Consider the following 21,080-nt stretch of genomic DNA (forward strand, 5'->3'; position numbering starts at 1 on the left):
ACAATGGGCCCATGAACACTGCCTCTGACATCGACTACGCCCGTTACGACCACATCCGCCCGATCCTGTGGACCGGCGATGCCCTGCAACTGCTGGACCAGCGCAAGCTGCCGTTCGTGGTCGAGCACGTGGTCTGCCATGACAGCGACGAGGTTGCCAGCGCGATCCACGCATTGACCGTGCGTGGCGCGCCGGCGATCGGCATTGCCGCTGCCTGGGGTGTCGTGCTGGCTGCACGCGAGGTGCAGGCCGCCGATGGTGCGCACGCCCTGCAGCAGCTGGAACCGGCCCTGCAGCGCCTCAATGCGTCGCGCCCGACTGCGGTCAACCTGGCCTGGGCGCTGGCGCGCATGCGCCGTTGCCTGAACGCCGCCGGCGCCGACTGGAAGGCGTTGCTGGAATCGGAAGCGCAGGCCATCGCCGAGGAAGACCTGGCCGCCAACCGCCACATGGGTGCACTGGGCGCGGGCCTGATCGAGGCTGGCAGCGGCGTGCTGACCCACTGCAATACCGGCTCGCTGGCCACTGCGGGGTTCGGTACCGCGCTGGGCGTGATCCGCGCCGGCATGGCCCAGCACCGCATCGCCCGCGTGTTCGCCGGCGAAACCCGGCCGTGGCTGCAGGGGGCACGCCTGACCGTGTGGGAACTGCAGCAGGACGGCATCGATGCCACCCTGATCGCCGATTCGGCTGCCTCGCACCTGATGAAGACCGGCGCCGTGCAATGGGTGATCGTGGGCGCGGACCGCATCTGCGCCAATGGCGATACCGCCAACAAGATCGGCACCTACCAGCTGGCCATCGCCGCCCGCCACCACGGGGTCAAGTTCATGGTGGTCGCTCCGTCCTCGACCGTGGACATGGAGACCGTGGACGGCAGCCAGATCGAGATCGAGCAGCGCGACCCGGGTGAGCTGTACGGCGTGGGGGGTACCCGTACCGTCGCCGAGGGCATTGCTGCCTGGAACCCGGTGTTCGACGTCACCCCGGGCGAGCTGATCGACGCCATCGTGACCGAGCGCGGGGTCATCCTGAACCCGACCGCCGGGAACATGCGCACCGCCTTCGGCGGCTGAGGCGGGCAGGAAGGTCCCGGGGTCGGACCCCTTTTCGCAGGAAAGGGCTCTGACCCCAGGCAGGCCTCATCCACGCACGGCGCGGATCTACTGATTTCGCGCAGCCGAGCATGGGCTCGGCTCTACAGGGGCGGTATGGGGCCCTAAGTTCCTGATTTGTGCCGGTAAAATCCCCGTAAAGGGAGGCGGAAAACGGCCTGTTGTGGTAGTATCCACAGGTTGAATCGAGGTTCCGGCGCGACCCCCTCCCGCAGAGGGCTGCGCCGGACTGGACCGCTACCAGACAACGGAACCCGAATGGCAGAAACCGCCAAGGAAATCATCCAGGTCAACCTGGAAGACGAGATGCGCAAGAGCTACCTCGATTACGCCATGAGCGTGATCGTGGGCCGCGCGCTGCCGGATGCGCGCGACGGCCTCAAGCCGGTGCATCGCCGCGTGCTGTACGCGATGAACGAACTCAACGCGCACAGCAACAAGCCCTACTTCAAGTCGGCGCGTATCGTCGGTGACGTCATCGGTAAGTACCACCCGCATGGCGATCAGTCGGTGTACGACACGCTGGTGCGCTTGGCACAGCCGTTCTCGCTGCGCTACATGCTGGTCGACGGCCAGGGTAACTTCGGTTCGATCGACGGCGACTCCGCTGCAGCAATGCGATACACCGAGGCGCGCATGTCGCGCCTGGCGCATGAGCTGATGGCGGACATCGACAAGGAAACCGTCGATTTCCAGCCCAACTACGATGAGAAGGAACTGGAGCCGACGGTCATGCCGACCCGGTTCCCGAACCTGCTGGTCAATGGTTCGGCTGGCATCGCGGTGGGCATGGCGACCAACATTCCGCCGCACAACCTGAGCGAATCGATCAACGCCTGCATCGCGCTGATCGACAACCCGGACATCGATGTCGACGGCCTGATGGAATACATCCCGGGCCCGGATTTCCCGACTGCCGGCATCATCAACGGCACTGCCGGCATCGTCGCCGGCTACCGCACCGGCCGTGGCCGCGTGCGCATCCGTGCCAAGGCCGATATCGAAGTGGCCGACAACGGCCGCGAATCGATCATCGTCACTGAAATTCCTTACCAGGTGAACAAGGCGCGTCTGATCGAGAAGATCGCCGAGCTGGTCAAGGAAAAGAAGATCGAAGGCATCAGCGAGCTGCGCGATGAGTCCGACAAGGACGGCATGCGCATCTACATCGAGATCAAGCGCGGTGAATCTGCCGAGGTTGTGCTGAACAACCTGTACCAGCAGACGCAGATGGAATCGGTGTTCGGCATCAACATGGTGGCGCTGGTCGATGGCCGCCCGCAGTTGATGAACCTCAAGCAGATGCTGGAGGCGTTCGTCCGCCACCGTCGCGAAGTGGTCACCCGCCGCACCGTGTTCGAGCTGCGCAAGGCGCGCGCCCGTGCCCACGTGCTGGAAGGCCTGACCGTTGCGTTGGCCAACATCGACGAGATGATCGAACTGATCAAGACCTCGCCGAACCCGAACGAAGCCCGCGAGCGCATGCTGGCCCGCGTGTGGGAGCCGGGCCTGGTCGGTGCGATGCTGGGTGCGGCCGGTGCCGAGGCCTCCCGTCCGGAAGACCTGCCCAAGGGCGTGGGCCTGATCGAGGGCGGCTACCAGCTGACCGAGATCCAGGCCACCCAGATCCTGGAAATGCGGCTGCACCGCCTGACCGGGCTGGAGCAGGACCGCCTGACCGACGAGTACAAGCAGCTGCTGGAAGTGATCGCCGGGCTGATCCACATTCTGGAAGATCCCGACCGCCTGCTGCAGGTGATCCGCGAGGAGCTGGTCAACGTCAAGGCCGAATTCGGCGACGAACGTCGTACCGAAATCCGCCACAGCGAAGAAGACCTGGACATCCTCGACCTGATCGCGCCGGAAGACGTGGTGGTTACCGTGTCGCATGCCGGTTACGTGAAGCGGCAGCCGGTGAGCGTATACCGCGCACAGCGCCGTGGTGGCCGTGGCCGCAGCGCGGCGGCGACCAAGGAAGAGGATTTCATCGAACAGCTGTGGCTGGTCAACACGCACGACACGCTGCTGACCTTCACCAGCTCGGGCAAGGTGTTCTGGCTGCCGGTCTACCAGCTGCCCGAAGCCGGTTCCAACGCCCGCGGCCGTCCGATCATCAACTGGATCCCGCTGGAGCCGGGCGAACGCGTGCAGGCCGTGCTGCCGGTGCGCGAGTACGCCGATGGCCAGTTCGTGTTCTTCGCCACGAAGAACGGTACGGTCAAGAAGACCCCGCTGAGCGAGTTCGCCTTCCGCCTGGCCCGCGGCAAGATCGCGATCAACCTGGACGAGGGCGATGCGCTGGTCGGCGTCGGCTTGACCGACGGCCAGCGCGACATCCTGCTGTTCGCCTCCAACGGCAAGACCGTGCGCTTCGGTGAGGACAAGGTCCGCTCGATGGGCCGTACTGCCACCGGCGTGCGCGGCATCAAGATGCCGGCCGGCGAGGAAGTGGTCAGCCTGATCGTGGCCGAAAGTGCCGGTGGCAGCGAGGACGAGAACGAGGACGACAGCGGTGTCGAGGAAGCCGCTGCCAATGGCGACGCGGTGATCGACGGCGCCGACGACGCCAGCGTTCAGTACATCCTTACCGCCACCGAGAACGGCTACGGCAAGCGCACTCCGCTGCCGGACTACCCGCGCAAGGGCCGTGGTACGCAGGGCGTGATCGGCATCCAGACCACCGAGCGCAACGGCAAGCTGGTCGCCGCAGTGCTGATGGGCTCCAGCGACGAAGTCCTGCTGATCTCCGATGGTGGCACCCTGGTGCGTACGCGTGGCTCGGAAATCAGCCGCGTCGGCCGCAACACCCAGGGCGTGACCCTGATCCGCCTGTCCAAGGACGAGAAGCTGCAGGCGGTGGAGCGCATGGATGCCTCGATCGACGAGGACGAGGATGAGGTGGCAGTGCCTGGCCCGGCCCCGGCCGCGACCACGACCGATGGCGCCCCGGCGGCTTCCAGCAGCGAGGACGCCGCGCAGGAGTGATCCTGCCGCAAGGTTGAGCTACGCGACGACGCCGGCCCTGTGCCGGCGTCGTCGTATCCGGATGCCGCACATACGCGCGCGCTTCACGTCGGCGGTGGGATAACGGCGCATGCTGCCCCCGGAGATCGACGATGTCCGCCACGCCGCCGTCCGCTCCTGCTCCCGTCCGCGCCTCCCGGCATCCTCTTGTTACCGTGCTGTCGCTGCTGCTGGTCCTGCTCGGCCTGGTCATCGGCGGGCTCGGCGCGTGGTTGCTCAGCCTGGGCGGCTCGGCGTACTACGCCATCGCCGGGGCCGGCCTGCTGGCCAGTGGCCTCCTGTTGTTCGGCAATCGCCGCAGCGGCGCGCTGCTGTATGCGCTGGTGTTCGCCGGTACGCTGTTGTGGACCTGGTGGGAGTCGGGCAGCGACTACTGGCGCTGGGTACCGCGGCTCGGCCTGGTGACCGCGCTTGGCATCGTGCTGGCGCTGCTGGCGCCCACCCTCCACCAACCGGTTTCCAGGCGCCTGTCGCGCAGCGTGGCCGGCGTGCTGATGCTGGTGTTCGTCGCTGCCTTCGGATTGGCGTTCGCGCCGCACGGCGAAGTGGACGGGCACCAGCCGTTCCCGGAAGGCGCGGCCAGCGTCGGGCTGGAACCGACCCGCGACACCACCGGCCTGCAGCCGGCCGACCAGCCTGCCGAAGGGGACTGGCCGGCGTGGGGGCGCAGCAATGCCGCCACCCGCTATTCGCCGCTGCAGCAGATCACCCCGGCCAACGTGGCCACGCTGCAGCTGGCCTGGCAGTTCCGCACCGGCGATATGCCGAAGAAGCGCTGGGGTGCGGAAACCACGCCACTGAAGATCGGCGACCGTCTGTACCTGTGCACCGCCCGCAACCGCCTGATTGCACTGGATGCGGCCAGCGGCAAGGAAGTGTGGCGGTTCGATCCGAAGGTAAAGGACGCTTCGATTCCATACACCGCCGCCTGCCGTGGCGTGAGTTATTACGAGCAACCGGCCACGCCGATCCTCGCCGATGCCGCATTGGCCGATGCCGCTGCTGATCTGGCGTTGCCGGAACCGCCGCCCAGTGCCACCCGCAGCGCTGCACCGGGCAGTCGTCCGGCATGCTGGGCGCGCATCATCGAGGGCACGCTGGACGGGCGCATCATCGCGGTGGATGCCGACAGTGGCCGCCCCTGTGCGAATTTCGGCAACAACGGCCAGGTCGACATCACTCTGGGCATGGGCGAGGTGCCAGCGGGCTATGTGTCGATCACCTCGCCACCGGCCATCGTGCGCGGGGTGATCGTCACCGGCCACCAGGTGCTGGATGGTCAGCGCCGCGACGCGCCGTCGGGCGTGATCCAGGCCTACGATGCGATCACCGGCAAGCTGCGCTGGGCGTGGGACATGGACCAGCCCGAACGCAGCGGCCTGCCGCCGCATGAGCAGACCTACACGCGCGGCACGCCGAACATGTGGACCACCGCGACCGGTGATGAGGCGCTGGGGCTGGTCTATCTGCCGCTGGGCAATTCCGCTGGCGATTACTGGAGTGGCTCACGCACGGAAAACCAGAACCGCTATGCGACGTCGCTGGTGGCGATCGATGTGGCCACCGGCAAGCCGGCCTGGCATTTCCAGGCGGTGCGCAAGGATGTGTGGGACTACGACCTGGGTTCGCAGGCCAGCCTGATCGATTACCCGACGGCGGCTGGCAAGGTGCCGGCGCTCCTGCTGCCGACCAAGCAGGGTGATCTCTACATCCTTGACCGCCGCAACGGCCAGCTGCTGACCGCCGCCGAAGAGCGCAGGGTGCCGGTCGGCGGTGTCGAACCGGAACAACGCTCACCCACGCAGCTGTTCTCGCTGTATCACACGCTGCGCCGGCAGCATGACCTGACCGAGCGCGACATGTGGGGCATCACCCCGGTCGACCAGCTGATCTGCCGCATCCAGTTCCGCAAGGCGTACTACGAAGGCTTCTACACCCCGCCGAGCAGTGATCGCCATTCCATCGAATATCCCGGCTACAACGGCGGTTCGGATTGGGGAAGTGTGTCCATCGATACGCGCCGCGGCGTGATCGTGGCCAACTACAACGACATGCCCAACTACAACCGGCTGGTGCCACGCGCCGAGGCCGACAGGCTGGGCTGGCTGCCACGCGAGAAGGTCCGGTTCGACAAGGGCGGCGCCGAAGGCGCGGGCGACCCACAGGTGGGCACGCCCTACGCCATCCAGGTAAACGCCGGTTGGCGCCTGCCGTTCACTGGTCTGCTGTGCAAGCAGCCACCCTATGGCGGCATCCGGGCCATCGACCTGCGCACCGGCAAGCTGCTGTGGGACCGTCCGTTCGGCAGTGCGCGCGGCAACGGACCATTCGGCATCCGTTCGGGCCTGCCCATCGAGATCGGCACGCCGAACAATGGCGGTTCGGTAGTCACCGCCAGCGGCCTGATCTTCATCGCCGCCGCCACCGACGACCTGCTGCGCGCCATCGACCTGAAGACCGGCAAGGAGCTGTGGCATGCGGCGCTGCCCGCGGGTGGTCAGGCCAATCCGATGGTGTACGCGCAGGGCGGGCGCCAGTACGTGGTGATCATGGCCGGCGGCCACCATTTCATGGAAACGCCGAAGGGCGATTACGTGATGGCGTTTGCGTTGCCGAAGTAGCAGAATTTGAATGAGAACACTAAGTCGTCATCACTGCCAGTTCGTGAGAAGAAGGCCGCGATACTGCTGAACTAATGCGAAATATTGGGTTCGCCCAAACGGGTGGTCGAGAAGAGGCGAACACACCAAGCTTTGGTTTGCATATGGCCCATTCAAAGCGATTGCGAAAGCGAGGATCGAGCATTTGCAAGAGGTGCGAGCAACTTGCGTATTAGTCGAGTCTCAGGCCCGCAATGACTTCTTCACTATTAGCCTACAAGTCCTGCAATGAACTGCCAGCGGCTGGGGCCAATTCTTCATGTTCTTACTCTCGCCATTTGGCGTTTGATATCAGTTGGCGCTGTGCATGTTGGATTGGTTCAAGCGCGAGAATTCGGGCGCTTCTCTCGCTGTAGGTAAATTCTGAATCAGGCGAACATACGAGTGAAATCCATCGAACTATGTACTTGTATCCCCAAGTTGGCGGCAGTGCTGTTGGCTGTGCTCATGAAAAGGCTGACGGTGTTGCCCATCGACTCGCCTTTCCACAACTGGAGACAAGCACAATGCTACTTGTTGGTCACAGGGGGGGGCGGGAAGGGATTGCCAGAGGTGGTCAGGAACTTCTAAAGTGCTCGTCAAGGGATCAGCTTTCCGAACGATCGTCTGAAGTCTACGACATCTGTTCTCTAAGCTCAGCATGAGATGGCCACTGTACAATTAATTCATAGTATTTGACATGGAAGCGGGGATATGAGTAAGGAATTTCGCGCGCGAGATAAGAGTTCGGTTCTGAGTTGGATTCATTTGAGTGATGCCCATATTGGGATGAAAGAGCAGCGGCGCTTATGGGGGCGTTCGTCCACTCGTCTCAAAGAGGATTTGAAGTATCTTCTGGGAAATGTAGGTCCGGTTGATTATGTGATTTTTTCGGGGGATATGACGCAGGCTGGGACGCCTGAGCAATTTGATTCATTTGACTCGGAGATATCTGAATTCATCTCATGTGTTGAGGCCGAGGTCGGGTCTCGTCCGAAGCTGATATCTGTGCCGGGAAACCACGACTTGGTTCGTCCAGCAGCCATTAGATCCGAGGCGCTGGCGTTGAAACAGTATTGGAATTCTGAGGAGCTTCAGGGCTGCCTTTTGCAGGAGGAGGGGAGGCAGTATTCGGATTTTATTGCAGAAATGTTCGGTCCGTACTCCGCATGGCTCCAGTCCTCAATCAAATCAGGCGTTCATGCCCAGCCGGAATTACGGGGGGCTTTTCCAGGCGATTGCGCGTACTTGCATTCTAGTGAGCATGGGACGGCCAATCTGGTCACCCTGAATTCTGCCTGGCTTCAAGTGGCCGGGGGGAATTTCAAGGGTAAGCTCAATGTGGATGCATTGCAGTTAATTGGATTGGTGGGGGGGAATGTGGACGAATGGTTGTCCGCGAGCGCTGCAAGCATATTGGTCACTCATCATCCCGTCGATTGGCTGCATGAGCAGGCGAGAGATTCGTGGAATCGAGATATTTGTCCGGCGGGGCGTTTTGATCTGCATCTATATGGTCATATGCATGAGCATAACGTCGCGAGTGTTCGATATGGCGGTTCAAAGCAGCGACAGACAGTGCAGGCTTCGTCCCTGTTCGGACTGGAGGGCGGGGAAGGGCGGATTTCCAGGGTTCAAGGTTATAGCGCCGGTGCCATTAAGCACGATCAATCTCGATTCTTCGAGTCGTGGCCAAGGATACTTCGGGAAATGTCTGGTGGCGATGTTAAGTTCGTTCCAGATACCTCGCTGGATATTGATGAGAGGACAAGTAGCTTTAGGATTGATTTGAGTGATCGTGAATCGGGTGGAAGTTCCAAGCTATCTCCGGATGCATCTGTCTTGAGTTCCGATAATGCCAACTTAGTTCCAACACTTGGGGTGCGGCCTTTCGACTTGGCTAAGGTTCGACGATCGATGTTGCCGGGTAGAGCTCATTTGTCAGTCCGGCGTCTGGAACAAAAGGCTGTCATTGATTGCTTAAGGGCCCGAAGAATTACTTGGCTCGTATCAGATTGGGGTCTTGGGCACGAAGAGTTCTATGCCTGTATAGAGCATGGTCTAGTTGGCTCGGGATCGGGCTATCTGCTGGATTTTTCCGCATATGAGAGTCGGGGCGATTTTCTTGATTCAATACAGCAGAACTTAGGGGCCTCTTTTCAGTCTATATCCGACGCTATAGCAGACTCTGGCCCGTCGCTTGTCATTTTTAGCGATATTGATCCCGGAAGAACGGAGGACGAGGGGCGGCGAGTTCAGCTTGACGTGGAAGCTCTTGCTCAAGCATTTTCGGATTTTGCTCCTGAATCATACGTAATTCTGCTTGGCAGGAATTTCCCTCGATCCTCCAGTTTTGGTGTGAGTGAGCTGAAACCTTTGGATGAGGCTGACTTGGCCGTGTACCTCAGGTGCAGCGAGTTTGGCGACGGTGATCAGATAAGATCGGAGGTGGTTTCGCGTGTCATGCGGCATACCGACGGATTCCCCGACCGTATAAATTCAACTCTCAAAGAACTTGAGGTTGGGTCCCTAGGAGATCTTGTCCCCTCTAATCCGGATCTGGCTTCAACAGTTATAGCGAACGTAGAAGCTCCCTCTGCATTGGTCGAGACCGTTGCGGAGCTCAGGTTGTCTGAAGAGAGGCAGGAGAAGAGGGCATATAACTTGCTCCTTGCCCTCTCGGCGCTTCCGCAGGGAGAGCGGATTGCTCGAATGAAGCGATTCTTTGGCGTAGATCCCATCCATACAAGGCATGCGATCGAGCTTCTTGATCGTTCGCTTATAAAGCCTAGATCAATATCAGCTGGGGGGCTCGAGGACTCTATGGAGAAGGTCCTGGTGGTCCCAAAGGTGGTTAGGGATTACATTAGAGAGAGTATCGGGCAGGCTGAGGCTAAAAGTATTGATCGAAAGGCCCTTGAGTTATATTTTGGTGAATCATGGTCGATGGGTGATATATCAGGTTCACAAGCTGCTAGAAGTGTTCGTGAGGCAAATTGCGATGGCTATGAAATTCAAAATGTCAGCGTTCTTTCCTTTCGTGCGGTTTGTCGGGCATTGGAGTCGAAGGATTCTTTTGAGACTTCCTCCGCCGTAAGGCTCTCTATTGCACTTGTCGAAAGCTTGCACAGTGGAAACCACTTCAGGTCTGCGGCCTCGCTCTGTGAAGACCTGCTGTCAGTGCTCTGTGACGAATCTGACTATACAGACGATCTGAACTTCATTCGGAGGCTTTACGCTGAGTCGCTCCGGATGTCGGGAAACTCGGATGCTGCGATTCGCGAGTTCGAGAAAGTTGATAGGAATGCGCTGAGTAAACGAGATCGTCAAAGCACAGAGCTCCACATGGCACTTTGCTACAAGCGATTGGGGCGGTTTGAAGATTCTGGAAAGCTCGCTAAGTCATTGATTCCTATCTCTCCCAAGTCTGCTAGCGCGAATCACGCTAGGGCCATTCTCGCTAACATGGTTGAGGATGAGCAGGATCGCATTGTAGAGCTGCAGAGAATGCTGGCGGTTGCTCAGAAGGCTAAGCAGTACACGATTTGCAGTAATATTAGAATCGATCTCGCTGGGGATATGAAGGACTCCGCAGAGGCTCGTGCAATTTTGCGAGATGCCCTCAAAGAAAGTGATGGGGTTGATTTCTATACTAGAGCGAGAATCATTGTTCAGTTGGCAGGGCTGGAGGGCGCTGCCGAGTGGTTCACGTTGGAGGAGCGGGATCTTCTCATTGATTGCTATTACTACCTCTACAGCGAGCGGCTCCTAGCTATGTTTGAGAGATGTCATTCCGCGCTGTGGAATATGTTTGAACGAGATGGTGACTACGGAAACTTGCTTAATCTATTTAGGCACAGTTCATTCATATGGCGATTGACTGGGGAGGAGGTTAAGGAGGTGAAGTATCTTGAATTGCTGTCCGCAGGGGCTAGTAATATGGTTGTGGGGACAAATTCGGTATTTGATAAGAATAAAGCGTATCTGGTCGTTCGAATTGCAGTCGTGCTCGGTGAGCGTGCGATCCAGGTCAATAATGACGGACGAACATTGTAGGGTCGGCGTGGTATCGCAGATATGAGTCGTGGAATGTAATTTGAACTTCGCGGCGATTTGGGCGCATTGCTATCTACCGAAAGCGCCATCTCTGATGGTTTCGGTAGATTAACCGCCTTCGGGCGCACGATGTGAATGGGCGGGTGCCGGTTACGCCGGTACCCGCACCATCTTCGTCATCAAGTGTTCCACCACACCCGCCGGGTCCGCAGTGCGGCCGACATGCGTGCTCGACATCTGCACAACCGAGCTGCGCTTGGCGGTGAGGAAATGAAAGCGGGCGCGCGCGGGCAGCTTTGCGATGGGTCCGGCGCTGGCGTCGCCACGGCAGATGGCCACGATTGCATCCAGCCATGGCTGCAGCGCGTCCTGGTCCAGCGCCGGCGCGAAGGCACGCAGGCGCTCAGGATCGATTTCGATGGCCGCCTCCAGATGGCGCGCGCCAGGGCAGGAGACGATCACCCCGACGTTGATGAATTCCTCGCGTTCCACCCGCGGCACGACGCGGATGACCGCATAGTCATACGTGTGCAGCGTGGGCACGGATGGCCTCCTGCACGAACACCGCACGCACTTTCAGGCGGTGCTTGAGATAGTCGATATAGCCCTGGCGATAGGCCCGTGGGCTGTCGAACGCCGGTTCGTCCACCAGCCAGCTGTCCGGCACCAGGCCAACGATGCGCTCGATTTCGGCATCGGTCAGGCACGCAGCCAGTTCTGCGTCCACCTCGGCAATGCGGCTGGCGAACGACAGCAGCACGTGGTCGCGGATCAGCACGAACGGCTTCTCGCAGGCATCGCCGGCGCTGGCCCAGTCGTGGTGGAAGTACATGGCCGCACCGTGGTCGATCAGGTACAGCTTGCGATGCCATACCATCAGGTTGGGGTTGCGGGTGGTGCGATCGACGTTGCTGGTGAATGCATCGAACCAGACGATGCGCGAGGCCAGCTCGGCATCCACCGGCATCGCGGCCGGGTCGTAATTGATCGCACCGGGCAGATAGTCCAGGCCCAGGTTCAGGCCCTCGCTGGCGCGGATCAGCTCCTGGATTTCCGGGTCGGGCTCGGTGCGGGCGAACTCGCGGTCCAGCTCGACGAACAGGATTTCCGGAATCGGCAGGCCCAGCGTGCGTGCCATCTCGCCGGCGATCAGCTCGGCGATCAACGCCTTCGGGCCTTGGCCGGCTCCACGGAATTTCAGCACGGCCATGCCGTCGTCGTCGGTCTCGACCACGGCGGGCAGGGAGCCGCCTTCGCGTAACGGGGTGATGTAGCGGAGGGCATGTACGGTGCGCATGCCTGCATTCTAGCGTGGGTGCAGGGGCAACCCGGCGGCCCGATCGGGCAGGCTCGGCCTTCACCTGTCCGTTCCGTCTGTGGTGGCAGCATCGGTGTCACGAACCCTCGGGTTCAGGGCGTGCTGGCGCTCCCCATGCGGGTAGTTCAGGCAGGGCAGGTGCCCCGCCGCCAGCAATGCGCGCACTGCGAAGCGGAAACCTCATCCACGATGTCCAGCAGGCTACGGAGGTGCACCGATGAGCGATGAATTCACTCCCATGCTGCCGCCCTTGGACGATGCCAAGGTCGAGGAAATGATCGGCAAGGTGGTGCTGGTGGGCGTCACCCGCTATGGCGGTGACGGCCAGGTGCAGGGGCTGGAGCAGTACGCCGGTACCGTGCTGCGCATCAGCGCCGACGAAGGCGTGGTGCTGGCGGACGAGAATGACGGCCATGAGCGCTATCTGCCGCCGATGCTCGACCACTACCTCCCTGCCGAACCGGGGGAGTACTGCATGCGCAGTAGCGGCATGATCGTGGTCGACCCGGACTACCTGGCCACCTGGGACCTGCATGCCCAGCAGTAGTGCCAGGCCATGCCTGGCAGGTGCAACGGATTGCCCTGCCGGAACCGAACTCAGCTAGCGCAGCCGTTCGGGCAATCTGCGGGTTAGCGGGCTCAATGCCTGACGATCGGGCCAAAGATCGGGAAAGATCTCAAATTTGAGATCGTCCCGATCTATCCCGGTGGTGAAATGTCGAACAAGCCTGTCCTGGAGGTCGTCACTCCCCCACATGTTGGTCAGCTCGAACGCTTCGATCGCTTCCCGGTCTTCGTCGACTGAGAGGCTGTGCTTGATTACGGGAGCTTGTGTGACATCAAGATCATTCCCGGGTCCTAGATCGATCAGCCGTCCGCCAGAGAATAGGCTGTCGGCGGAACCCGTGAAATACTGCCGATCCATTGAGCTGTAGGGGCGAATCCAGTAGTTGGGAAGCTCAATCAGGCAACGGGTACCAATGGCTATCTTCCGCATTGCCAGTCGTTGGTGGACCACCGTTCCGACGAACACTTGGAACAATGGACGATATTGGCTCAAGTCAGGGGAATCCCAAGAATCTTCACTTGAGCAGACATCGAAAAAGCGCATTACTGGTCTGTTGCGCATCTGCGCAATCGTGAATAGACCGTCCCTCAGCTTGAGTACGACATGCTGCCCAGGCTTCCATCTGATGGTACCTGTCGACCTTTTGGCTGGATTTGAGGGATTCATATGCTTGTAGAGCGACAGAGGATCGTCCCATCCTTCTGGCGGACTGTGATCGTGTCCTCGCACCGCTCAAGGCTGCCAAGTCGATGGGAGAAAGTGATTTCGTCCGGCAGGCATTCCAGCATGACCTCCCTCAGCGCGGTATGTCCGTCCTTGCTGATGCCCAATATCAATGTGAAGCTGTTTGGTGTGAGGCTATAGTTGACCGTTGCCCGAAGACGATCAATGCGGCGGTACTTGGATTGATGGACCCATTCGTTCTTGTACCCGCCGGCCCTGAATTCGGCGATCCCGTTGAGGATCTTCGAAATGGGAATGGTCTGGTGTTTCGCGAGGCTGGAGATTCCGTCCAAGATCATTGAGATGTAAAGTTCATGCCTGCTGTGGTCGTTAAGCGGCGTACCGGCTGGCGTCAAATGAAGACCGCGGAACAACGGCATTGACGCCTTAGTATGGCCCACGCTTCGGTTTCCAGCTTTGATCCTTGAATGCAGATCTTGTTGAAGCCAGTTGTTCTGAATCGCAGCTTCTTGAGGTGGCGCTCCAGACGGTTGCAGATATATCTGGTTCTGAACCGAATGCGGTATCCAACGGAAACCCGAAATCTGAAATCAGATCGTCCCAATGCTCGTCTGGGTTCAGGTATAGATGGAATTTGCGCAGGATCATGAATCACGGGTTGGGTGGGGCGCGTTTCCAATTTTAGGCGCCGTGCAGACTCACAGCCCATTGTTGACTCGAACGGCAATTTGCGCGGACAGAGCCGAAATTCGCTGGAATCCTTGGCCCGAAAGGCTTAGCGCGCTCTGCGGCTGGCTGTTGACAAGCGGGGAGGCTGCGCTTCGGACCACACTTTGCCCCATCCGGCCACTAGTCCTTCCGGCCCATTCACGACAACCCTTGCAGTGCTAGATTCGGGTCCATGCCCGATTCCGGGTACCCATTCACACCCAGGGGATAAGGATGCTGATCCGTCGAACCTCTCTGGCGGCGGCTGTTGCCGTTGCCACCGTCGGCCTGTTGGCCGCTGGCCCGGCCTTGGCCGACTACGCCAAGCCGCCGGAACACCTGCTCAAGGTGCTGAAGGCACCGCCACCGCCGGCGCCGAACGTGGCCCCGGGTGGCCAGCGCCTGCTGCTGACCACCGCGCAGACCTACCCCTCGATCAGCCGCGTGGCCCAGCCCTACCTGAAGCTGGCCGGCGTGCGGCTGGAGCCGAAGAACCGCAGCCGCCATGACACCCCGGGTGGCTACGGCATTCCGGCCTGCGTGGCCGACTTCACCCTGGTCGACATCGGCAGTGGCAAGGAGACCAAGGTCAACCTGCCGCAGGGCTGCGCCACCGGCGCGCTGTGGTCGGCCGATGGCAGCCATTTCGCCTTCCAGAATGCGGTCGATACCAGCGTGCAGCTGTGGGTGGGCGATGCGGCCACCGGGCAGGTGAAGCAGGTGCCGAACGTGCAGCTGAACCCGATCTTCGGCTACACCGTGCAGTGGCTGGGCGGCAGCCAGAACCTGCTGGTGAAACTGGTACCGGCCAACCAGGACCCGGCACCGTCCAACGGCGGCGTACCGACCGGCCCGGATGCACAGGAGTCGCTGGGCAGCAGTGGCGAGAGCAGCACCTATGAGGCCCGCGACACGCTGACCAGCGTGCACGAGGAAAAGCTGTTCGCTTACTACGGTGCCTCGCAGTTGGCCGTGGTAGATACCGCCGCAGGCAGCGTGCGCCCGGTCGGGCAGCCGGCACTGTTCAACGAAGTCAGCGCCGCGCCCGATGGCGTGCACGTGCTGACTGAATCGATCAAGGCACCGTATTCGCACGCGGTGACCTACCAGCGTTTCGCCAACGACGTGGCCGTGCTGGATATCAGCAGTGGCCGCAGCACGCCGATCGCCAGCCTCCCGCTGGCCGACCGCGTGCCGGTGCACGGCGTGCCGGAAGGCCCGCGCGGTTTCGACTGGCGCGCCACCGATCCGGCTACCCTGGTCTACGCCGAAGCGCTGGACAAGGGCGACTGGAAGGTCAACGTGCCGCATCGCGATCGCGTGCTGATGCTGAAGGCGCCGTTCAACGGCAAGCCGACCGAAATCACCCGCACCGCGCAGCGCTTCGAAGGCTTCGCGTGGACCGCCGATCCGGCCGTGGCCTTCCAGTACGAGAACGACGAGAATCGTCACTGGATGCAGACCCGCATCGTCGATGTGGGCCAGCCGAAGAAGGAAGGCCGCCTGCTGTGGGACATGTCCAGCGATGAGCTGTACGGCAACCCTGGCAATCTGGTCTTCACCCGCCTGCCGAATGGCGCGCAGGTGGTGCGCCGTGAGGGCAACCATGTGTTCCTCAGCGGCCGCGGTGCCTCGCCGCAGGGCGACCGTCCGTTCCTCGACCGCCTCGACCTGGCCACGTTGAAGAGCGAGCGCCTGTTCCGCAGCAGTGCAGACGCCTACGAACAGTTCCTCGGTTTCAGCAACACGCCGGGCCGCTACCTGACCTGGCATCAGTCGGTGATCGATCCGCCGAATGCCTTCGTCCGCCAGCAGGGTGAGGCGGTGGCTGATGCGAAGGCCGGCGAGGCGCAGTTCGCGTCCACCGCGACCGCACTGACCAAGCTGGTCGACCCGACACCGGAAGTGCGCCAGATCAAGAAGCAGCTGGTGACCTACAAGCGCGCCGACGGCGTGGACCTGTCGTTCACCCTGTACACGCCGCCGGGCTACAAGGAAGGCCAGCGCGTGCCGGCGATCCTGTACGCCTATCCGGCCGACTTCGCCAACGCCGCGCAGGCGGGGCAGGTGTCCGGTTCGCAGCAGACCTTCACCCGCCTGCAGCCGTACCGCCTGATGCTGCTGGCCGGCTACGCGATCATCGACAACGCCTCGTTCCCGATCGTGGGCGATCCGAAGAACGCCTACGACACCTACCTGGAGCAGCTGGAAGCCGACGCCAAGGCGGCGGTGGACAAGGCCGTGGACATGGGCGTGGTTGACCGCAACCGCATCGGCGTGACCGGCCACAGCCACGGCGGCCTGATGACCGCCAACCTGATCGCGCACACCAAGCTGTTCAAGGCCGGTGTGGCGACCAGCGGTTCGTACAACAAGACCTTTACCCCGTTCGGCTTCCAGAACGAGCGTCGCTCGGTGTGGCAGGCGCAGGACGTGTACCTGAAGGCCTCGCCGTTCTTCTATGCCGACAAGATCAAGCTGCCGCTGCTGCTGGTCCACGGCGAGGACGACGCCAACCCGGGCACCGAGCCGTTCCAGTCGCGCAAGCTGTACCAGGCGATCCGCGGCAACGGCGGCACCACCCGGCTGGTGATGCTGCCGAACGAGCCGCACTGGTACACCGCGCTGGAATCTAACGAACAGTTGGTGGCGGAAATGCTGAACTGGTTCGATACCTACGTGAAGAACGCCAAGTGAAGGAACAGGAAGGCCGCCTCAGAGCGGCCTTCCTGCATCCTGTAGAGCCGAGCCCATGCTCGGCTGCCGCTGGCCTGTAAACAGATTGAGGTGCTCTGCAATCAACTGTGGAGACACGGTAACGGCGTGTTACCGGCACATTCGCACGCCACGCAAATGATCTAGGCTGAACCTGATAGCTCGTTTCAGGTCACTGCGATGAAAGCCATTCTCCTTGCTGCAACGTTGTCGTTGGCCCTGGTTTCAACCGCCCATGCCCAGTCGTTTCCTGCTGAGCTGACGCAATTGGGCATCGTCGCCGGCATGCCCTATGCCAAGGCCAAGCGCCTGCTGGATGCGGCAGGTTGGCAGGCGAGTCCGGCACAGGGCGCCCCCGAGTCACTTGAGGGCTTTCCGGAAGTCGGATGCCAGAAGGGCGGAAAGCAGTGCGCGACAATCTTCGAGAAGGGCGGGCAGCAGATCGCGGTGCAGCTGGGCACTACCTTGGCAGGGCAGCCGTTCGTGCAGGGCGCTGATTGAGCGTCTGCCACTCTCACGCCAGCGGTAGGCGATCCTGCGCGCGTGACAGCCGGTCATGCAGGTCACGCACATGCTCGGCCTTGGCATGCACCCGGGTGGTATCACCGAAGCTGCGCAGGTAGGCGCAGGCGGCGAAGCCGGCACTCTTCTTTTCGTAATCGGCAATCCAGGCCAACCGGTCCGGGTTGTTGGCCTGTTCGGCTGACCACGCAGCCACCGGTGGCCTGATGCGATAACGCAGACCGACGCGCCACGGCTTCGGTGTCAGTCGCGCACGGAAGCAATGCTGCAGCCGGCACATGCGCGCGTACAGGGTGTCGGTGCCCAGTGTCTTGAAGAATGCCTGGAGCTGCTCGTCCTCGGGTGAGAACGTGGCATGCATCGCCAGCACGCGCAGCCCCGCCGGGGTGCGGTAGACGCGCAGATGCCAATCGGGATGCTGCTCGCTGAAGGCGTCCACGCGCTTCAGCGCAAGCCCTTCAGCACCGCCGGCAGCGGCCAGGCGCTGCTTCCGCCGCATCAGCAGTGCCGCGTTGACCAGCAGCACTGCCGCCACGCCCAGTACCAGGCCCACCAGCCAATGCCAGAGCACGGTGCCGATGACGGCGCCGGCAAGCAGTACGACCGCCGCGACGATGGCCGGTATCACGCATCCAGCCGGTGGCTGCGCATGGTCGATGTCGGCGAACAGCACGTCGGGGCTGTTGAGGCACAGCGCGCCATAGCTGTTGCGGGTGATGATGACATCGCCATCGCGCTGTACGATCTGCTCGCGGATCGGCACGCCCTCCACACCGTAGTTGCTGCGCACTTCGCGACGCGGCAGCACCTGCCCGGCGATGATGGCGTTGAGGGCTTCATGGGCACGTGCGTCGGCGTGGGCCTGGGCGTGGGCAGGCCCCTCGTCGGACCAGCCGAAGCGGCGCACGACCATCGGCCGGCCACGGAAACGGGCCTGCAGGCGGGCTTCGGCCCAGTACGCGGGAACGATCATCATCGTGCGGTGCTCCATCATCCATGGCAGGTGCCTGAGTGAGTCTGGCACAGCCCCGAAGGGCCTGCATGTGCCCGCTGCGGTGGCCGGGGCGGAGTGATAGATTGCGCGCTTCGCATGCACTCCACCAAGGACGGAGCGATGTCCAGTTTCCTGCGTTGCCTGATTGCCCTGGCCTGTGCCGGGGCGGTCGGCGTGGCGTCGGCGGGAACCCCGCCGGGGCCGCAGATCCTCACCACCGATGCCAGCCGCTTCTACGCGCTCTACGACAGCACCGGCGGCAAGCCCAGCATCGCCCAGCTGGCCGGTTACCTGGCCGAAGGCAGTCCGGGCCTGGGTGAACTGGCGAAGGCGCGCCGGGTCACGCCCGAGCGTATGGCCGAGGCCATTGCCAGCCAGCCCGGGGTGTATGCGCAGGGACGCGGTTGCCTTGCAGAGCTGCCGGCGGTGAAGCAGCGCCTGGTGCAGGTGTTCGGCAACCTGCAGGCGATCTATCCGCAGGCCGCGTTTCCGCCGGTGACCATCGCGGTCGGCCGCGGCCGACCGGTCGGGTTGACCTCCAAGAGCGGGGTGATCATCGGCCTGGAAGCGCTGTGCGCAGCCGATTTCATGAATCCCAATGTGCAGGACCGCTTCGTGCACGTGATCGCGCACGAGTACGTGCACATCCAGCAGACCGGCCTGACCGACGTCGAGCCGGGCGACCCGCATGCGACGGTGCTGCGTGTTTCACTGGGCGAAGGCATCGCCGAGTTCATCGGCGAGCTGATTTCCGGCAATGTCGGCAACGGTCGCCACGCGGCCTGGACCCGTGGCCGGGAAGTACATATCGAAAGCGCCTTCGCACTGGATGTGGACAGCACCGATCTGTCGCCGTGGCTGTACAACTACAAGCCCGGTTCGCAGGAACCCTATGATCTGGGCTACTGGGTGGGCTATCGCATCGCCAAGGCCTATTACCTGCAGGCCAAGGACAAGCGTGACGCGGTGCGTGCGCTGATCCAGCAGGACAACCCGAAGGCGATCCTGGCCGCCAGTGGCTGGACGCCAGGCATGTGGATGCCGGCCAAGGTGACCGGCGTGGCGGCGCGGTCGGCGGCACGCTGAGCGCGGGGCCGCGCGCTAGACTGGCGCAGACATCCAACGGAGAGACCCCATGCGTTCCTTGTCCGCTGGCCTGGCCGCGGTTGCCCTCGGTAGCGCGATGAGCGCCCATGGGATGGCGGCCGACGTGCCCGCCGTCAATCCGTTGTTGGTGGAACCTGTCGAGCGACTGCGCCCGGACGAGGTGCGCTTCATGCAGCAGCGCCTGGCCGATTGGCCGGAACTGCAGCGTTACCGCGATGCCAACGCGCGACTGCCTGCCGCCGTACCGGGGCAACCACGCGTGGTGCTCTTCGGTGACTCGATCACCGAAGGCTGGGGCGGGGAGGGCAGCGCGACGTTCTTTCCCGGCAAGGGTTGGCTCAATCGCGGGATCAGCGGCCAGACCACGGCGCAGATGCTGGTGCGTTTCCCGCAGGACGTGCTGGCACTCAAGCCGCAGGTGGTGGTGATCCTGGCTGGCACCAACGACATCGCCGGCAACACCGGCCCGTCCACGCAGGCGATGATCGAAGACAACCTGCACGCGATGGTGGACCTGGCTCGTGCACATGGCATTGCCGTGGTGCTGGCATCGGTGCTGCCGGTCAGCGATTACCCGTGGTTGCCGGGCACGGCACCTGCGCCCAAGGTGCGCGCATTGAACGCGGCATTGAAGCGCTATGCCGATGCGAAGCAGCTGGTCTATCTGGACTACTACACGCCGATGGCCAATGCCGCCGGAGGGCTGGATCCGCAGCTGGCCGACGACGGCGTGCATCCCACGGCGAAGGGCTATGCGGTGATGGCGCCGTTGGCCGAGGCGGCGGTCAAGCGCGCAATGGCGCTGGAGTAGGCACAGTACCCGCACTGCACAGGATCCAGCCCGCCAAGGTACAGTGGCGCCGAAGCTGGCCACGCCGCGTGGCCGCCAGGGACGATGGGGTAGGTGATGCGGAAGGGAATCCAGGGATGGCTTTGCCGCAGTGGCGCAACGATGGCCTTGCTGCTGGCCGCCGTGCCGGCGTTCAGTGCAGACACGGCGGTGCCTTCGCCGCTGACGCGTGAACCGGTGGGCGGCGTTTCGTTGGCCGAATGGACCGCCCGCTGGTGGCGCTGGGCCGACGCCCAGGGCGGCGCGCCCTATCTCGACCCGGATGGCCGTGTGTGTGATCTGGGCCAGGAAGGCCCGGTCTGGAACCTGGCCGGCACCAATGGCCGTTTCCGGCCACATCGCGAATGCGTGGTGCCGGCTGGCAAGTACCTGTTGCTGCCGATCATCAACATGGCGCACTACCAGGTGGATGAGGCTGTGTCCTTCAAGGAGCTGCAGGCCGGGGCGGCGGTCAACAACGATTACCTGATCAGCGCGGTGGTGCTGCTGGACGGCCAGCCACTGGGCGACATGCGCAGGCATCGGGTCCGCAGCGAAGGCTGCTTCCGCATGGATGCCGGCGACGAACACTCTCGGCTGGCCGCCGCCGACGGCTACTGGGTAATGCTCAAGCCGTTGCCGCCGGGCCGGCATACCCTCAGCGTGGGTGCCAACTACGGCGTGCCGGATGGCGGCGCATACAGCCGCATGCGGCAGTCCTTCGAGTACGTGCTGCACGTGGGAGGGCGCACCCAGGTCGTGTCGCGCGAACCGCACGCGGTGCCGGTGGCGGCCCCCTGA

At 62.5% G+C, this 21,080-nt stretch carries 15 protein-coding genes; 10 read left to right on the top strand and 5 right to left on the bottom strand.

From position 1 onward, the window contains the following. Window positions 1–11: 11 nt before the first annotated feature. The 4 genes from mtnA to J3A72_RS10595 all read left to right on the top strand — a co-directional run bounded on the left by mtnA (window position 12) and on the right by J3A72_RS10595 (window position 10,834). Window positions 12–1,076 (top strand): S-methyl-5-thioribose-1-phosphate isomerase, encoded by a 1,065-nt coding sequence (gene mtnA, locus J3A72_RS10580; protein WP_014647652.1) that lies wholly within the window; start codon window positions 12–14, stop codon window positions 1,074–1,076. 297 nt (window positions 1,077–1,373) lie between these two features. Continuing rightward, a complete protein-coding gene (gyrA, locus tag J3A72_RS10585; RefSeq protein ID WP_049442467.1) occupies window positions 1,374–4,100 on the top strand; it encodes a DNA gyrase subunit A in 2,727 nt (908 codons plus the stop codon). A gap of 131 nt (window positions 4,101–4,231) precedes the next feature. Then, on the top strand, window positions 4,232–6,760 hold the full coding sequence (locus J3A72_RS10590; RefSeq protein ID WP_075076602.1) for a membrane-bound PQQ-dependent dehydrogenase, glucose/quinate/shikimate family: 2,529 nt from the start codon (window positions 4,232–4,234) through the stop codon (window positions 6,758–6,760). 732 nt (window positions 6,761–7,492) lie between these two features. Next, on the top strand, window positions 7,493–10,834 hold the full coding sequence (locus J3A72_RS10595; RefSeq protein WP_075076603.1) for a metallophosphoesterase: 3,342 nt from the start codon (window positions 7,493–7,495) through the stop codon (window positions 10,832–10,834). 150 nt (window positions 10,835–10,984) lie between these two features. On the opposite strand, the gene J3A72_RS10600 is transcribed toward J3A72_RS10595, so the two are convergent. Then, window positions 10,985–11,377, bottom strand: coding sequence for a DUF3037 domain-containing protein (locus J3A72_RS10600; protein ID WP_075076604.1), 393 nt, complete (start codon window positions 11,375–11,377; stop codon window positions 10,985–10,987). Further along, window positions 11,355–12,131 (bottom strand): HipA family kinase, encoded by a 777-nt coding sequence (locus J3A72_RS10605; protein WP_075076605.1) that lies wholly within the window; start codon window positions 12,129–12,131, stop codon window positions 11,355–11,357. The genes J3A72_RS10600 and J3A72_RS10605 overlap by 23 nt, the downstream gene beginning before the upstream one ends. A 238-nt stretch (window positions 12,132–12,369) precedes the next feature. On the opposite strand from J3A72_RS10605, the gene J3A72_RS10610 reads away from it, so the two are divergent. Further along, on the top strand, window positions 12,370–12,699 hold the full coding sequence (locus J3A72_RS10610) for a hypothetical protein (RefSeq protein WP_049465874.1): 330 nt from the start codon (window positions 12,370–12,372) through the stop codon (window positions 12,697–12,699). Window positions 12,700–12,753: 54 nt separating this feature from the next. On the opposite strand, the gene J3A72_RS23020 is transcribed toward J3A72_RS10610, so the two are convergent. Both J3A72_RS23020 and J3A72_RS10620 read right to left on the bottom strand, forming a co-directional pair. Further along, window positions 12,754–13,281: a hypothetical protein gene (locus J3A72_RS23020; RefSeq protein ID WP_230374583.1), complete on the bottom strand. Its 528-nt coding sequence runs from the start codon at window positions 13,279–13,281 to the stop codon at window positions 12,754–12,756. A gap of 101 nt (window positions 13,282–13,382) precedes the next feature. Further along, entirely contained in the window at window positions 13,383–13,844 is a 462-nt protein-coding gene (locus J3A72_RS10620) for a hypothetical protein (RefSeq protein WP_140222855.1), read from the bottom strand. A gap of 502 nt (window positions 13,845–14,346) precedes the next feature. On the opposite strand from J3A72_RS10620, the gene J3A72_RS10625 reads away from it, so the two are divergent. After that, on the top strand, window positions 14,347–16,809 hold the full coding sequence (locus J3A72_RS10625; RefSeq protein ID WP_075076607.1) for a prolyl oligopeptidase family serine peptidase: 2,463 nt from the start codon (window positions 14,347–14,349) through the stop codon (window positions 16,807–16,809). Window positions 16,810–17,007: 198 nt separating this feature from the next. After that, complete coding sequence (locus tag J3A72_RS10630) at window positions 17,008–17,328, top strand: hypothetical protein (RefSeq protein WP_049442473.1); 321 nt, start codon at window positions 17,008–17,010, stop codon at window positions 17,326–17,328. Between the two features lie 13 nt (window positions 17,329–17,341). Here J3A72_RS10630 and J3A72_RS10635 read toward each other — a convergent pair whose 3' ends face one another. Further along, the gene (locus J3A72_RS10635) at window positions 17,342–18,325 is read right to left on the bottom strand and encodes a hypothetical protein (protein ID WP_075076633.1); all 984 of its coding nucleotides are present in this window, start codon (window positions 18,323–18,325) and stop codon (window positions 17,342–17,344) included. 138 nt (window positions 18,326–18,463) lie between these two features. Here J3A72_RS10635 and J3A72_RS10640 point away from each other — a divergent pair, with 138 nt between their 5' ends. The 3 genes from J3A72_RS10640 (at window position 18,464) to J3A72_RS10650 (ending at window position 21,080) form a co-directional block, all read left to right on the top strand. Beyond that, window positions 18,464–19,429 carry a DUF2268 domain-containing putative Zn-dependent protease gene (locus tag J3A72_RS10640; RefSeq protein ID WP_140222854.1) on the top strand — a complete coding sequence of 322 codons (966 nt, stop codon included), beginning with the start codon at window positions 18,464–18,466 and terminating at the stop codon, window positions 19,427–19,429. A gap of 97 nt (window positions 19,430–19,526) precedes the next feature. Further along, window positions 19,527–20,261: an SGNH/GDSL hydrolase family protein gene (locus J3A72_RS10645; RefSeq protein ID WP_230374585.1), complete on the top strand. Its 735-nt coding sequence runs from the start codon at window positions 19,527–19,529 to the stop codon at window positions 20,259–20,261. 141 nt (window positions 20,262–20,402) lie between these two features. Next, window positions 20,403–21,080 (top strand): hypothetical protein, encoded by a 678-nt coding sequence (locus tag J3A72_RS10650; RefSeq protein ID WP_209572018.1) that lies wholly within the window; start codon window positions 20,403–20,405, stop codon window positions 21,078–21,080.

This window comes from Stenotrophomonas sp. PvP093 (genome assembly GCF_017876915.1).
Classification (GTDB): domain Bacteria; phylum Pseudomonadota; class Gammaproteobacteria; order Xanthomonadales; family Xanthomonadaceae; genus Stenotrophomonas; species Stenotrophomonas muris.

Bases quoted from the DNA above. Each gene is read 5' to 3' on its own strand.
- J3A72_RS10635 (WP_075076633.1), bottom strand. From the start codon at position 18,325: ATGATGATCGTTCCCGCGTACTGGGCCGAAGCCCGCCTGCAGGCCCGT.
- J3A72_RS10590 (WP_075076602.1), top strand. From the start codon at position 4,232: ATGTCCGCCACGCCGCCGTCCGCTCCTGCTCCCGTCCGCGCCTCCCGG.
- J3A72_RS23020 (WP_230374583.1), bottom strand. From the start codon at position 13,281: ATGCGCAACAGACCAGTAATGCGCTTTTTCGATGTCTGCTCAAGTGAA.
- J3A72_RS10605 (WP_075076605.1), bottom strand. From the start codon at position 12,131: ATGCGCACCGTACATGCCCTCCGCTACATCACCCCGTTACGCGAAGGC.
- gyrA (WP_049442467.1), top strand. From the start codon at position 1,374: ATGGCAGAAACCGCCAAGGAAATCATCCAGGTCAACCTGGAAGACGAG.
- J3A72_RS10640 (WP_140222854.1), top strand. From the start codon at position 18,464: ATGTCCAGTTTCCTGCGTTGCCTGATTGCCCTGGCCTGTGCCGGGGCG.
- J3A72_RS10645 (WP_230374585.1), top strand. From the start codon at position 19,527: ATGAGCGCCCATGGGATGGCGGCCGACGTGCCCGCCGTCAATCCGTTG.
- J3A72_RS10610 (WP_049465874.1), top strand. From the start codon at position 12,370: ATGAGCGATGAATTCACTCCCATGCTGCCGCCCTTGGACGATGCCAAG.
- J3A72_RS10625 (WP_075076607.1), top strand. From the start codon at position 14,347: ATGCTGATCCGTCGAACCTCTCTGGCGGCGGCTGTTGCCGTTGCCACC.
- J3A72_RS10650 (WP_209572018.1), top strand. From the start codon at position 20,403: ATGGCCTTGCTGCTGGCCGCCGTGCCGGCGTTCAGTGCAGACACGGCG.
- mtnA (WP_014647652.1), top strand. From the start codon at position 12: ATGAACACTGCCTCTGACATCGACTACGCCCGTTACGACCACATCCGC.
- J3A72_RS10630 (WP_049442473.1), top strand. From the start codon at position 17,008: ATGAAAGCCATTCTCCTTGCTGCAACGTTGTCGTTGGCCCTGGTTTCA.
- J3A72_RS10595 (WP_075076603.1), top strand. From the start codon at position 7,493: ATGAGTAAGGAATTTCGCGCGCGAGATAAGAGTTCGGTTCTGAGTTGG.